Annotated in this window: 14 protein-coding genes; 10 read left to right on the top strand and 4 right to left on the bottom strand. The window is 44.0% G+C overall.

Translation table 11 applies throughout. The features are described 5' to 3' along the window. Nucleotides 1-729: 729 nt before the first annotated feature. Nucleotides 730-870, top strand: coding sequence for a transposase (locus QUA45_RS29130; protein ID WP_445304933.1), 141 nt, complete (start codon nucleotides 730-732; stop codon nucleotides 868-870). 316 nt (nucleotides 871-1,186) lie between these two features. Here the strand turns inward: QUA45_RS29130 and QUA45_RS07110 are convergent, their stop codons facing one another. Beyond that, entirely contained in the window at nucleotides 1,187-1,372 is a 186-nt protein-coding gene (locus QUA45_RS07110; RefSeq protein WP_333068237.1) for a hypothetical protein, read from the bottom strand. Nucleotides 1,373-2,746: 1,374 nt separating this feature from the next. Between QUA45_RS07110 and QUA45_RS07105 the strand changes: the two genes are divergently transcribed. From QUA45_RS07105 to QUA45_RS07095, 3 genes are all read left to right on the top strand, one after another. Further along, nucleotides 2,747-2,887 (top strand): hypothetical protein, encoded by a 141-nt coding sequence (locus tag QUA45_RS07105; RefSeq protein WP_333220065.1) that lies wholly within the window; start codon nucleotides 2,747-2,749, stop codon nucleotides 2,885-2,887. Between the two features lie 132 nt (nucleotides 2,888-3,019). Next, nucleotides 3,020-3,217, top strand: a complete 198-nt coding sequence (locus QUA45_RS07100) for a hypothetical protein (RefSeq protein ID WP_333068233.1) — start codon at nucleotides 3,020-3,022, stop codon at nucleotides 3,215-3,217. Nucleotides 3,218-3,917: 700 nt separating this feature from the next. Beyond that, on the top strand, nucleotides 3,918-4,118 hold the full coding sequence (locus QUA45_RS07095) for a hypothetical protein (protein WP_333076016.1): 201 nt from the start codon (nucleotides 3,918-3,920) through the stop codon (nucleotides 4,116-4,118). Between the two features lie 327 nt (nucleotides 4,119-4,445). On the opposite strand, the gene QUA45_RS07090 is transcribed toward QUA45_RS07095, so the two are convergent. Then, nucleotides 4,446-5,195, bottom strand: coding sequence for a pentapeptide repeat-containing protein (locus QUA45_RS07090; RefSeq protein WP_333075944.1), 750 nt, complete (start codon nucleotides 5,193-5,195; stop codon nucleotides 4,446-4,448). A gap of 54 nt (nucleotides 5,196-5,249) precedes the next feature. Between QUA45_RS07090 and QUA45_RS07085 the strand changes: the two genes are divergently transcribed. Next, nucleotides 5,250-5,762, top strand: a complete 513-nt coding sequence (locus tag QUA45_RS07085) for a phosphoribosyltransferase family protein (protein WP_333220063.1) — start codon at nucleotides 5,250-5,252, stop codon at nucleotides 5,760-5,762. 229 nt (nucleotides 5,763-5,991) lie between these two features. Here QUA45_RS07085 and dxr read toward each other — a convergent pair whose 3' ends face one another. Continuing rightward, nucleotides 5,992-7,182: a 1-deoxy-D-xylulose-5-phosphate reductoisomerase gene (gene dxr / locus QUA45_RS07080; RefSeq protein WP_333096844.1), complete on the bottom strand. Its 1,191-nt coding sequence runs from the start codon at nucleotides 7,180-7,182 to the stop codon at nucleotides 5,992-5,994. Between the two features lie 127 nt (nucleotides 7,183-7,309). Between dxr and QUA45_RS07075 the strand changes: the two genes are divergently transcribed. Next, entirely contained in the window at nucleotides 7,310-8,893 is a 1,584-nt protein-coding gene (locus QUA45_RS07075) for a DUF2079 domain-containing protein (RefSeq protein WP_333220084.1), read from the top strand. Between the two features lie 9 nt (nucleotides 8,894-8,902). Beyond that, nucleotides 8,903-10,345 (top strand): DUF2079 domain-containing protein, encoded by a 1,443-nt coding sequence (locus QUA45_RS07070; RefSeq protein ID WP_333220061.1) that lies wholly within the window; start codon nucleotides 8,903-8,905, stop codon nucleotides 10,343-10,345. 143 nt (nucleotides 10,346-10,488) lie between these two features. Here QUA45_RS07070 and cas6 read toward each other — a convergent pair whose 3' ends face one another. Continuing rightward, nucleotides 10,489-11,613, bottom strand: a complete 1,125-nt coding sequence (gene cas6, locus QUA45_RS07065; RefSeq protein WP_333096840.1) for a CRISPR-associated endoribonuclease Cas6 — start codon at nucleotides 11,611-11,613, stop codon at nucleotides 10,489-10,491. 311 nt (nucleotides 11,614-11,924) lie between these two features. Here cas6 and QUA45_RS07060 point away from each other — a divergent pair, with 311 nt between their 5' ends. The 3 genes from QUA45_RS07060 (at nucleotide 11,925) to QUA45_RS07050 (ending at nucleotide 13,618) form a co-directional block, all read left to right on the top strand. Further along, nucleotides 11,925-12,287: a ferredoxin thioredoxin reductase catalytic beta subunit gene (locus QUA45_RS07060; protein WP_333068224.1), complete on the top strand. Its 363-nt coding sequence runs from the start codon at nucleotides 11,925-11,927 to the stop codon at nucleotides 12,285-12,287. Between the two features lie 147 nt (nucleotides 12,288-12,434). Continuing rightward, on the top strand, nucleotides 12,435-12,842 hold the full coding sequence (locus QUA45_RS07055) for a DUF309 domain-containing protein (RefSeq protein WP_333096838.1): 408 nt from the start codon (nucleotides 12,435-12,437) through the stop codon (nucleotides 12,840-12,842). Nucleotides 12,843-13,147: 305 nt separating this feature from the next. Beyond that, nucleotides 13,148-13,618: an LptA/OstA family protein gene (locus QUA45_RS07050; protein WP_333044586.1), complete on the top strand. Its 471-nt coding sequence runs from the start codon at nucleotides 13,148-13,150 to the stop codon at nucleotides 13,616-13,618. Nucleotides 13,619-13,701 lie beyond the last annotated feature (83 nt).

Below are 13,701 nucleotides of genomic sequence, written 5' to 3'. Positions count from 1 at the left end.
CCTGTATTCGTTGAGCAGCAAATCTCGGTTGTTTCCTGCTTTTGACTCTCGACTCCACCACTGCCTCCTCTAACACGAAAATATTCCACTTAAACGTTTGCGAGTTTACCATAATGACCGTCGATATGGCTAGTCATTATTAAAACAATACCCGGAAGATACACAGAGACGATTTTTAATCGGAGTATGCTCTCAAGATTGAGAAGTTGCACCGGGTCCTTGGCACTGTGGATCGCCGGAGAGTTCGATCGCCCCCAATGGGGCTGGAACTGAGCTGCGATTTCTTTTAAGTACACTGTACCTGACCAGACTTTTGATTTTCGCCAATAGTTCCCCAAAAATCAAAATTTTTTAACTGGCTTTGAAAGCAAGCCCGTGCACGCTGGAGGAGGGATTCAATCAAAAGTGCATCCCAACACAGTCCCGGAAAGACTTTTGAGCCTCATCACCTTCATGTTTCCAACCAAATCCCTCACGCTCAACGCAGGATTTTGGCTAAAAAACCCAGTTTTTCAACCCCAATCAGTCATTTCCACCGTGATCCACATCCATCCGGACAATCAGACAATGCAGCGCTAGTCTTTTGGGGAAGTTGGGATGAAAGGTGAGCCGGTAGATTTGTGACGGTACTGTCACTAGATTTGAGATTTTAGATTTACTCCAGAGATGAATCTGGGAACTGGAACTAAGATATAAAATTGTGGGCTGCTGGCGAATCCTGCGCCAGTTATGAGGTTGGCGCAATTTATAGTTATGAATAATTTACCTGTTGATAATGCTGAAGCCATCAATTTTCTGATTGCATCTATCGGAGCCAAGGTAAAATTCTTACCTCCCTACTCCCCGAATTTATGTCCGATAGAGTTGTAGTGGGCCAAAATCAAAGCGATTTTCCGTTCAGAAGCATATCCACCTTCAAATGTTCTTGATGAAGCGATGACTAAAGCTATTAATGCTTTTACTGAGGAAAATGCTTTGCCATCCTTTTATCGCTCTGGTCTCTGTTGAGAACCAACTAAATAGTTTATTTTGGTAGTAGATTCGATGGCTAATACCTGTGAGTTCAAATATTAAGTTTTTAGCCAAGAGTTGTTTACTAATTGTTGTTAAAGTAGAGCTGAGCCTTAACGATTAGCAAATTATCCGAAATTTGCTTCGGCATTAATTCCGAGAAAATCTCTACTATTTATTCCGAGCGGTGTGCTTCTAGTTGCGCTGGTGATGCGTTGGAATTACTCTGGCTGTCGTACTTGTAGATGTGAGCGTCACTCTCGAAAATATAATTGATGGAAGTAGCTGCATAGTAGCTCAGCGCTAGCAGCGATAATAGATTAAGAACTCTATAAATTGGTTTCTCAGATACTTGGTTCATTTTGACTCCTACTTTTTATGCAAATAACTAATTTGGATACCGTGACGGCACTTTTTTTTAGAAGTTCCCAAACATCTCGCACCTCTAAAAATTTAGCTGGTTCCCGTTATAAACTCCTGATGCCCGATCGCCCAAAATAAGTTTTAGTTGCGATTTTAGACGACAGTTCTTGTTGCCTATTTCATATTGCAGTCTCTGCCTTGAATTGTGTATCTAACTGCGGTAAGAGTTAGGCTATTTGGACGCAAACGAACTCTACAATTTCCCGTTTAGAGCTGCTGCGATTTGAAGAAAGGGAGGTGGAAAAGCTTAAATGGCAAAGATCCTAGCTGTTTTTCAACGCCTGGCCAGGATTTTCCCACATTCGATTAATGGTACCCAGCCACCGGTAGTATAAAAATTCTTAAGCTGGTCAGCGGCAGGCGAAAATATGTCTGAAGTTATATTTTTGCAAGCAACGGGCAATGTTACATTACATATCAATTTTGAGCTTGGTTGAGGTGGCAGATAATTTTTGGGTAAAAATGTTGTGGTCGCTGTCCGATAATTTGAGTCTGACAATTTTGCTTGAACAATTTTGACTGAGCCGCACCATTAAATCACGATGTGACAAAAAAAGTAGGCCTCAGTCGATTGGAGACTTCGGTGTGATACGTTCAGCGAGCGCTGAGTCTATCTGGCTCAGTTGAACAATTGGACATTGGAGATTTATTCCACAGATGGATCTGAGAGCTTGAACAACAGCCTCAAGTTTTGGGCTGCTGCAGACTCCTGTCGGAAACTTGTATAGGTTTTTGGGCGGGGTCAAAAAGCAGAAGGCAGAATTTGATAGCGGTAAAAAAATACTGTTTTAGAATTCAGAATTTTTCTGGGATTCTACCTTCTAGCTGAATTTATCTTTTTCATCAAAAAATATAAATTACTCGCAGCCTGGAGCGATGCACGCCGAATAATTTAGGACGATATAAGCGACTGTTTTGAAGCCAGCTCCTTCCCTAATTTATTATAATTCTTGATCGCATTGGGCTGTTTTTACAACAGACTTTTTGCTGGTAATTTGCAAAAGGGATAGGGGCAGAACAACAGGCCAAAACAAAGGCCCCATTATTAAGGCTATCCAAGATATCACGTCTTTTTTAGATGTCGCTGTATCATTCCAAAAACTTTTGAACCAAACAAGAAAAACGATTAAGGCAATCGAAAAGTAGCTAATCGTTATCATTTTTTTACCTGCCTGCCTATAGATGGGATAGAAGTATTTATAATTATTGTATCTCAGGCCGTGGCTCGCCGATCGCAACTTTATGCCCTGAGCTGCAAGCTGCAAGTGTCTAAAACCCAAAGTTTCACATATCTCCGAGTCCAGAGCCTGCGATGTTGAGCGGACTTACTCCCGCCACGCAGCGGCTTTGGGAACTCAAAGCCTTTCGTTCAGGGCTTTTTGAGGTTTTGTCAAACCTTGAGGCTACCACCCGAATCATAGCTTATGCGATCGAGGTATTTGGTTTTATGTGATTTAAATCACGTATACTGGCAGAATTCGGTCACAAATCGAGCCAAGAAGGATCACACAGCTTAGCCGACTGCCATCACCCTACTCTTTTCTCAAATGCTCGATATTGCAATAGTCGAGTTCAACGAGATTTCATGCAAGCTCTGACTTTAAAATCCGATCGCGCGATCGCTGAACTGTTCTATCAAGTCACTCATTCAGGCAATCTGACTCGCATTGAAAGCCACGGACTGCGCGAACTCTGCCAAAGCGCTCTCAGCGAAGACGCCAGAGATGCCGTCAACCGCCTGCTGCACGCCATCCGCCGCGGATGGGTCAGGATTTCCGATTAGTCCCCTCACACACAAAGTTGAGATGAGTATTTTTACTTTCTCTCCTGTCAAGCTTTGCCAACAATAAAATTTTCGTGAATAGGTCCCTCCATTAACCCTCTGCAAAAAAATTGTACTGCGATCGAAAAGCTTGACCCGGTTTCTTGAAGAAGCCGGGATTTTTGATTTGAAGCAGCCAGTAGATTTGAGATTTGAGATTTGAGATTTGAGATTGACTTCACAGATGAATCTGGAGCTTGAACTTGAGCTTAAAATTTGGGGCGGATGCCCGCTCCTGTCGGAAACTTGTATCGGTTTTTGGGCGGGTTATTAAGTATATCCACGGAACAAAGACCACACCAAAAAACTAGGTAAATGTAGGTAAAACCAGGTTTCTAAACAGGCTAAACGTTTTACTCTGAATTAAGCCTAGCGCTTTCGCTAGCAGTCATTAGTAATCTATTAATAGATAAATATTAATTTATTTGTCACCGTTTCTTAACCAAAAGTAGAGATGTGGGAGTTGCCAGAAGCTAGGAATCGGGACGGGGTTTGTATTTCAAGTAGCAGAGCTATCGAGGAAATATCCGATCCCCATGTCCCGCTGACACAAATCACTCATCAAGAGCTAATCGATCACATTTACTCCCGTAGTTGAATCACATAAATTTTGGACAAATTAGTTAATACTGTCAAAAGTGAGTTCAAAATAAAACACATGATGAGAACCCAAACGCTGTTACCTCAATTTACTATTGCAGAGCTAGTCTTTCAGGTATATCACTCCGGTCTGCTGACTCCCACTCACCGACAACAGCTCAAGACAGCGCTGTTAAATGACTGTCTTACCGAAGAAGATCAAACAGCCATCAACCGCTTGCTCCACGCCGTTCGCCGGGGCTGGCTGAAAGTTGTAGATTAAATTATCGTCAATTTTTTTTGCCACTCTCTTGAAATGAACTGTCATTGAATTTTGGATTTTACACTTCCGCAAGCGCTCAGTCGAACCGTAGAGTCCCGCTCACTCGAACAATTTGAGATTTTAGACTTACTCCACTGATGAATCTGGGAGCTTGAACAAGACTCTAAAATTTTTGCCTCTCCACAACACGAGTCCGGGGCTTATCTCTATTTTTGCGCGCCTGAGATTAACGCAGAATTAAATCCCCTTAAAAAAATCAGGCATTAGCCTAAATGTAGGGTGCACCACAAGCACCCTGCGGTTTTAACTTCTATTTTTTCACCTTATTTAGTCAGAGATTGTGCCGTCAGGCATCATGGCATCTCTCAGATTCGCTTCATCCAAATTTGTCCCGCGCAAAGAAGCTTGATGCAAGTTTGCTCCCCGGAGATTTGCTCCCTTAAGGGAAACTCCGCTCAAATCTGCTTGATGGAGATTTGCACAGCTCAAGTTAACTCCGCTCAAATCGGCTCCCTTTAAATCCGCTTTTTCCAGATTTGCTTCCGTCAAATTTGCCCAGCTCAGATTTGCTTGAGTTAAGTTAGCACGGCTCAGGTCAGCTTGTGTTAAGTTCGCGTCGGTTAAATTTGCTTTACTGAGGTTGATTCCACAAAGTTTCACTTCTGTCAAGTTTGCACCTTGCAAGTTAGCGTTAACTGCATAAACTTGAATCAAAATTGCCCCCTGAAGGTTGGCATCTCTCATGTCTGCACCCCTGAGACTCGCCCCCGTTAAATCGGCGCCGCTGAACACGACACTCCGCAAGATGGCTCCGCTCAAGTTCGCTCCCACTGCGTCGCATTCGCCAAAATTAGCGGACATGAGGTTGGCTTGGGAGAGGTTGGCTTGGCTAATATCTGCTTGATACAGATTAGCTCTGTAGAGGGTGAGACCGATCGAATTTGCACCTTTTAAATTAGCGTGACTCAGGTCAATATCACGCAAATTTGTCCTTGACATCTTGACCCCGGCTAGGTCTACTTTGTGAAAAACCCGTTCTCCGGCTGCATACCGTCTGAGAAGTTCATCTGCATCCATGTCATTTTCCCCAAAATCATTAATAATACCTTTGATATTTCAATAATATTAGGAATGAGTGACCTTTACGTTTCTTGGTCTGAGTACCATCGGAAAATTGAGGATTTGGCTGTAAAAATTGAGGAATCTCAGTGGAAATTCGATCGAATTGTCTGTCTGGCGAGGGGAGGGCTGCGCGTGGGGGATACTCTGTCGCGGATTTTCGGCAAACCTCTGGCGATTTTAGCGGCCTCTTCCTATGGTGGGGCTGACGGAAATGTCCGGGGTGCGATCGAGTTTGCCCGCGATTTGACAATGGTGGGCGATAATTTGGGCAGCCGCATTCTCCTGGTTGACGATTTGGTGGATTCGGGAATTAGTTTGGATCAAGGTATCGCTTGGCTCAAGAGTCGCTACGGCGAGGATATTCAGGAAATTCGGAGTGCTGTGCTTTGGTACAAGGCTTGTTCTGTGGCGAAGCCGGATTATTATGTAGATTATTTGGCTGACAATCCTTGGATTCACCAACCTTTTGAAATGTACGAAAAGATGAGTGCGGCTGATTTGGTGGCGCAAGTGGGGAGTTAGTGTATAAAAGGCTAAAATCAGGTCAATTTTTTATAGGGTTTTGGCGATATCTTGCACTTTTTGGCATAGTCCGCCAGGGGTTAAAAACCCCTGTCTCATAGCTAAAGTTTTCTAAAAAAGGACTGGATATTTCTCAAGGTTGGGCAGTTGGTTGAAACCGACTTTAGCTATGAGACGGGGAATTAATTCCCCGGCGGGCTTGTGGGTAAGCGCCAATCTGCTGATACTATTAGCGAACCGAAAGAATACGATCGCCCAATTCCATACTATCTGCCAAAACTTCCTGCCGCGCCCACCTATCCGCGACCAAAATATCGTCTAAAGCAGGGCTTTCACAGTTATCAGTTTGATGTTTGTCGCAGACCTTCTCAATCAACTTCGGAATATCCAAAAACTGAATCTTCTCCTCCAAAAATAGCGCTACAGCCTGTTCGTTTGCCGCATTCAGCACCGCCGGCATCGAACCGCCCGCACGTCCCGCCGCATAAGCCAACTGCATACAAGGATACTTTTCGTGGTCGGGTTCTCGGAAAGTCAAATCGCCAGCTTTTACTAAATCCAGCCGTTCCCAATCTGTATGAATTCGCTCCGGCCAAGACAAAGCGTAAAGCAGTGGCAATCGCATATCCGGCCATCCCAACTGCGCCAAAACCGAGGTATCTTGCAGCTCAATTAACGAGTGAATTATGCTCTGAGGATGGATGACAATATCAATGTCGTCATAATCCATTCCGAACAAGTAATGAGCCTCAATTACTTCTAATCCTTTATTCATCAAAGTAGCAGAATCGATCGTGATTTTCTGCCCCATCGACCAATTCGGATGTTTCAAAGCATCGGCTACTGTTACTGCCGCTAATTTGTCGATCGGCAAATCTCGAAAAGAACCCCCCGAAGCGGTGAGAATAATTCGTCGCAACCCGCCAACCATAACACCTTGGAGACACTGAAAAATTGCTGAATGTTCAGAGTCAGCAGGCAATATTTTAACGCCGTATTTTTCGATTAAAGGGTTGACAACGGGGCCCCCTGCGATTAATGTTTCTTTATTGGCTAAGGCGATATCTTTGCCTGCTTTGATGGCCGCAATTGTTGGCAGCAAACCGGCACAGCCAACTATGCCCGTGACGACGGCTTGAGCGTCACCGTATTGAGCAACTTCGACAACGCCTGACTCGCCAGCAAGTAAAATAGGTTGAGGGTCGAGATCTGCGATCGCCTCCTTCAATTCCAGTAATTTATCTTCGTCGCAAACCGCGACAATTTCCGGTCGAAACTGGCGAATTTGCTGGGCCAGCAACGTTACATTTCGTCCGGCGGTTAACCCGACAATCCGAAATTGATCGGGGTATTGAGCTACAATATCCAGAGTCTGAGTGCCGATGGAGCCTGTGGAGCCGAGAAGAGTTATTGCTTTCACAATTTTTTAATGTTTTGTGGATTATTCTAATATTACGATTGCGGGGATAAAAATTAGTGGTTAACTATTGCGTGGAAAGCACATTCGATGGAATCATATTTTGAGTGACCACCTAGTGCCAGGTTTCATGCAGAATAGGGAAAATTTTGCTGATGACCGTGAGGACATCAGTGTCTCGATCGCCGAAAATATAGAGGAAGGTCGATCTCAGCTACCGTCGAGTTTGGTTTGGGCGATCGCTACTGCGGCAGCAATTTTCTTTTTGGGTAGCAGTTTACGGCACGCTTTATTCCAATCAACTGCTTTCGATTTGGGAATTTTTGACCAAGCAATTTACTTGATCGGCCAAAACCAAACGCCTTTTTCTTCTTTAATGGGGATTCATATTTTGGGCGATCACGCAGCGGTAATCTATTATCCGCTAGCTTTGCTGTACAAAATTTACCCGGATGTGCATTGGCTGCTGTTGGTACAAGCAGTTGCTTTATCCCTGGGGGCTTGGCCTACATGGAGTTTAGCTCGTTTGGCAGGTTTGAATCAAGAACAATCTCGTGCGATCGCATTGATTTATTTGCTCTATCCGGTGGTATTTAACATCAATTTATTTGATTTTCACCCGGAAGTAATCGCTTTACCCGCACTTTTTGCAGCAATTGTAGCGGCGCGTTTAAATAAAATTGTGTGGTTTTGTACCGCTATTGTGTTAGTTCTCAGTTGCAAGGCGGTTTTGTCCCTAACCGTTGTTGCTATGGGTTTCTGGCTGTTTTTTTGCGAAAAAAAGCAGCGGTGTGGGGCGATCGCACTTTTGCTAGGTGCAGCTTGGTTTTTGATAGCTTCCCAGAAAATTATCCCCTTCTTTAGCGGTAGCGAAGTCGCTGGAGTCGGGCGCTACAGCTATTTAGGCAAATCCGTACTAGAAATCATCATCAATCTCATATTAAAACCCCAGTTAGTATTAGGAAAAATTCTTTCATTCGATACATTCAAATATTTATTTCTCCTCACCTTACCTGTGATTTGGCTGCTATTGCCATTGTCCGGCAAACTACGCCTAAAATATTTAACAGCGCTAACTCCTGCCATCCCTACCCTGCTGATCAATATCCTCTCTGACTTGTCCTTTCAACGCAGCTTAGCCTATCAGTATTCAGTGCCTGTAATTCCATTTTTATTTTTAGCAGTTATCGCAAAGGAAGAAACAAGAAACAGGGAAGAAATAAAAGGCGACAAGGAAGAGGATAAAGCAAATAAGCAACATTTTTTAACATGGAGCAATTTGCCACAATTTAAAAATTTCCGAATTTCTCAACTTTGGCAGGGAATTCAATTACCGAGAATCATGATAATTTGGTCATTACTAATTTTCCTATGTGTGGGCGAGTATAAAGATTTTTATATGTACCTAAATAGACTAGATACCTGGCAAGCTACACGCGAAGCAGTCGCACAAGTTCAACCCCAAAGCAGTATTTTAACAGATAATAGACTTGCCCCTCACTTTACCCACCGCCCAATAGTAAAATTGCTTTCACAAATTTCGCCCCAAACAAATTTAGCGGAATTTCAATACATATTATTAAACCTGCGCCATCCCTGGCCTGATACTGAAAAACTTGGTTCTACGTTAGCAAATAAACTTAAAACTTCTCCCGATTTTAAATTAACTTATCAAAAAAGCGAAGTCCTGCTATTTAAACGCAGGGCTGATTAAACCAATAAAATGCTAACTTTCAAATCCCTAAAATCTCATCCAGTATTTTTAATGATTGTCGTGACAACGATAGTCTTATTTGCCGCCAGCAGCGCGCGGCACGCTTTGTTTCAGTCAACGGCATTCGACTTAGCAATTTTTGACCAAGCAATTTATTTAATCTCCCAAAATCAAACGCCCTTTTCCTCTTTAATGGCCATTAATATTTGGGGCGATCATGCCGCTTTTATTTTCTATCCACTAGCTTTACTTTACAAAATATATCCAGATGTTCACTGGCTTTTTTTAGTGCAAGCTGTTGCCCTAGCTTTAGGCGCTTGGCCGAGTTGGAGTTTGGCACGTCAAGCGGGATTAAACGAACGAAAAGCAATTGCAATTTCCGCCGTATATCTGCTTTATCCCGCAGTATTTAATGTCAATCTCTTCGACTTCCACCCAGAAGTAATTGCTTTACCATCACTGCTAGCAGCAATCTTAGCCGCTAGGCTGAATAAAACCTTGTGGTTTTGTGCTGCGATTGTATTAGTTTTGAGCTGCAAAGCCGTGCTATCTTTAACTGTGGCTGCAATGGGTTTGTGGCTGTTGTGTTTTGACAAAAAACGCAATTGTGGGTTCATAGCTCTCTTTCTAGGCGCGGGTTGGTTCCTGGTAGTTACTCAGGCAGTTATACCGTATTTTAATCAGGGAAGAGAACACGCGGGAATCGGGCGATATCACTATTTGGGAAACTCAGTTTTTGAAATAGCTCTTAATTTAATAGTCAAACCAAATCTAGTTTTAGGGCGTTTGTTTTGTATAGAGACTTTTGAATATTTAGCGTTATTGCTATTACCTTTGATTTGGTGGCTGTCCCCGCGTCATCTGTCATCTTTAATTAGTGCTGTGCCAATGTTGGCGATGAATATTCTTTCCGATATCCCCGCTCAGCGGGATTTAATTCATCAATATTCTGTGCCGATATTGCCGTTTTTATTGGTTGCCGTAATTTCCAGTTTAGCAGCTAGCAATCAGCAAAAGGGAAAAACAATATTTGATAGATTGCCACTTCCTAATTATCCATTGGCTAGAGTCATTGTAATTTGGTCCTTGATTGCTTTCTTAGCTTTAGCTAAATACGGCTATTTTTGGACTATTTATTTAAATGGGTTCGACACTTTGCCCGCTACCAGAGAAGCAATTTCTCTTGTTGAAACCAAAGGCAGTGTTTTAACAAATGCTCAGATTGCTCCGCACTTAGCGCACCGCCCTGTAGTAAGATTAACTCAGGCTCAGGCGCCGCCTGCAAATCTCGCAGAATTTGATTATGTATTGCTCAACCTCAGATATCCTGGCTGGATGAGCGATCGAGATTTTGTGGAAAAGCTAGTAACTCAACTAAAAAACACCCCTCAATTTAAACTAAAATATCAGCGAGACGACATCTACCTATTTACCCAAAACGCTAACAAATAATCATCTTCTCCTCCTTTAACTGGTTCCCCGGCAGAGCCTGGGAATAGATGTCTAGAGGCTCTGCCTCGCTTGCGGAGGAAAATTGGAGGCAGAGCCTCCGGATCTTTGTTACCAGGTAGAGCCTGGGAACCAGTAAATTACCGCTAATCCTTCACTTTCAAAGCCCTTCTTGCCAACTTCACGTAAGTTTTCACAGTTTCATAAGGCATTTCCAAATCCGCAGCAATATCAAACAAAGATTCTCCCAATTCCCGGCGCGCCAAAATCGTCGCCCAAGTTTCAGCAATCTCAGCAGCGCGACTGCCACCTGTACGCTTTCTCAGGGCCATAAACTTCTTTGTCAATTCATCTATTCTCGCCGCCAATACGCTGTGTATCGACACTTCAGGTAGCGCTTCCGTCAACCATTGTGCTCGCGTTTGTCCCAATCCAAAAGTTGTTTTGTGGCCCGTGCCGCAGTAAGGCGCTAACCGCCCCAAAGCATAAAATAATTGTACAAAATCAGGGCGATTGTGAGCCGATCGCCCTAGCGCAAATTCCACAGCCCCAGTGAATCCCGTTACCATGCCTTTTTTGCCCGCCGCTACCTTTTGCGACGCCAATTTGTGGCGGCTAATAATTACATTCTCATCAATCCAATTCAAAAATTCTACTTGGTCAAAATTTACCCCTGAAAAGTTATTCCAGCGGCGCAAATAACTGTGAAAAACATTTTCGGGAACTGGCAAAGGGAAGTGATGGCCTTTGCTGCGAAAGCTTGTAGGAGTCACAAAACTAAGTTTGATGGTGGGCGAAGATGGGGATTCGGCTGTTAATAATTGCTGGTAAGTTGTGGGAGCAAAAGCAATATCCCAAGAGCGAATTAGCAGGGGAGCATTTCGCAAATCTATCTCTTCGGGCAAATTTTGCAGCCACTGACTCAGCCACTGCACTACTGGCTTTGAAAGTCCTGTTAAGTACCAGCGATAAATTCGATCGCCCAAAAGCTGAAATTCTTTGCCACTGGGGAGCAAATCACCTTCCAATCCCGACATAGTAAAGGCTTTTTCTGACTGTTCATCGTGCAAAAGTTTCGATAAATCCGGGTCAGTTTGCTGCACTTGACCTAAAAACCAAGCGTGCAAACCTATAGCATACTGCGCGTACAGATAGCTAGCAGCGCCGGGAGTCAATTCAAACACTAATCCGACTAACTCGGTGTCAGCCGGCCAAATCAGCCCAGAAGGAAGAGATTTTTTGCTGTGGGTGGGGTTCGGGGAAGTTGCCATCAGATGCGGTTCCTATAGCCGTCACAGAAAGAGCGCCGTGCTATCTTATCCAATTTTTATCCCCTTTGGGGGATGATAGTTGAGGGCGATTGATCGCCCAAATCTTTTGATCGGTCCAAAAACCCGGTATGCCACAAGTTTCCCGCACCCTCCGGGATAGACAAAAACCACTAAAAAACCAACAACCTAAAACTCAATCTTTGTCAAGGTTTTCCTCCTTGTAAGTAAACAGAAATATACAAGTGTTTAAAATCCTATTCTGCGCTACAATTGTCAAAAGCTCGTAGCATCCTCAACTCCGATCCTAAACTATGAACACAACAGAAAAATCTAAACTCTCCAACGAAAAAACTTTGGAGGCGATGAAGAATTTCTCCGAAACCTACGCCAAGCGCACCGGAACTTACTTTTGTTCCGAGCCTTCCGTCACTGCTGTCGTGATAGAAGGACTAGCAAAACACAAAGATGAACTAGGTGCTCCCTTATGCCCTTGTCGCCATTATGAAGATAAAGAAGCAGAAGTAAAAGCCGCCTACTGGAACTGTCCGTGCATTCCTATGCGCGAGCGCAAAGAGTGTCACTGTATGTTATTTCTGACGCCAGATAACGATTTTGCGGGAACTACTCAGGAAATAGGAATGGATCAAATTCAAGCTGTCAGAGACACTATGTAATTAGTTAAGTAGGCGGTCGTTAAATGGCAGTAGTTTTGAAAAGAGGTCGTAGTTTTTCCTATTTTTAAGACTTAGCTATTAAAAAACAATCGATCGCCGCCTACTCAAACACACATCCGCCATCGAAAATCCCCAATCCCCAATCGAATGACAGAGGAAATTCCGCTAGAATTTTTCCAAGGTATCGAACAGTTTAACAGCCAAGAATTTTACGCTTGTCACGATACTTTAGAGGCTTTGTGGATGGAAGCCGACGAGCCGGAAAAAAGGTTTTATCAGGGAATATTGCAAATTGCTGTCGCGCTTTATCACTTAGGAAATCAAAACTGGCGCGGTGCAGTAATCTTGCTGGGAGAAGGAATAAATCGGCTCAGTTATTATCAGCCGAGTTATGCCGAAATTGCTGTTGAAGACTTACTCGGAGAAAGTGCTAAACTTTTGAGCGCTTTGCAACAAGCTGGTCCGGAAGAAGTAGCTAAATTTCAACAGTTGTTTGCAGGTACAGAAGTTGCAGGCTTGCAATTGCCGCGAATTATCAAAGTACCAAAAAGTTAAATAAATGTTTGTATTAGGGTGTGCAGTATACTTGGCCTCTACACAGAGGAGGGCTGGCTTTCTTGCCGGCTGCCCAAGTATATTAATTTGCTCTGGAACGAGCCTCTTGCCCGTTCCCGGTTAAGACAGTTGTAGCCACTCAGCAAAATAACCAATTAAATTCGCTGTTGTCTTGCTAGGATAATTGGTTGAGACTATCGGGTCAATCGATCGACATCACGGGAATCTTTCTGACCGTTAAGATAAAATACCTAAGTGGAAATAATGCCCTTCAGCAATTTCAAATATTTTGAGGCTCCAAGCTTATGATGCCCTCCGCTAAACTGCTCAATTCCCGAATATTCAAAGGATTATCGCTGCTGTTGCCCCTGACTCTGGCAGGCGCGATCGCCTCTCCCACTTACCCGCAAGCCGGGCCCCCCCGCACTCTCAGTGTGCGATCGGACATTCAAGAAGCCGACTCCAAAACCGGCATCGTGACAGCCCGCGGCAACGTCCAAATCAACTATCCAGCCCGCCAAATACAAGCAACCGCAGCTCAAGCTCAATATTTCAGCCGCGAGCGCCGGATCATTCTCAGCGGAGATGTTTACGTATTGCAGCAGGGCAACAGCCTGCGCGGCGAAACCATAACATACCTGATCGACGAAGGGCGGTTTATTGCCCTGCCAGACAACCCAGGACAGGTAGAATCGGTCTATCTGGTTGCCCCGGAACAAGATGCAGCAGCCCAAAATGCAGTGGGTTCCCAACGTCCAACTACAGCCCCCCGGTAAAAGCGGCTCGCAGCAGCGAAATTTCGCCTCAGCCAAAACATACTACTTGGGATAGATGCGAAATTTCGTCTTTATAAAACTCA

The sequence above is a fragment of the Microcoleus sp. Pol12A5 genome, from assembly GCF_036701435.1.
Taxonomy (GTDB): Bacteria; Cyanobacteriota; Cyanobacteriia; order Cyanobacteriales; family Microcoleaceae; genus Microcoleus.
The sequence above is the reverse complement of the archived record's forward strand: the minus strand, read 5'-3'. Positions and strand labels throughout refer to the sequence as shown.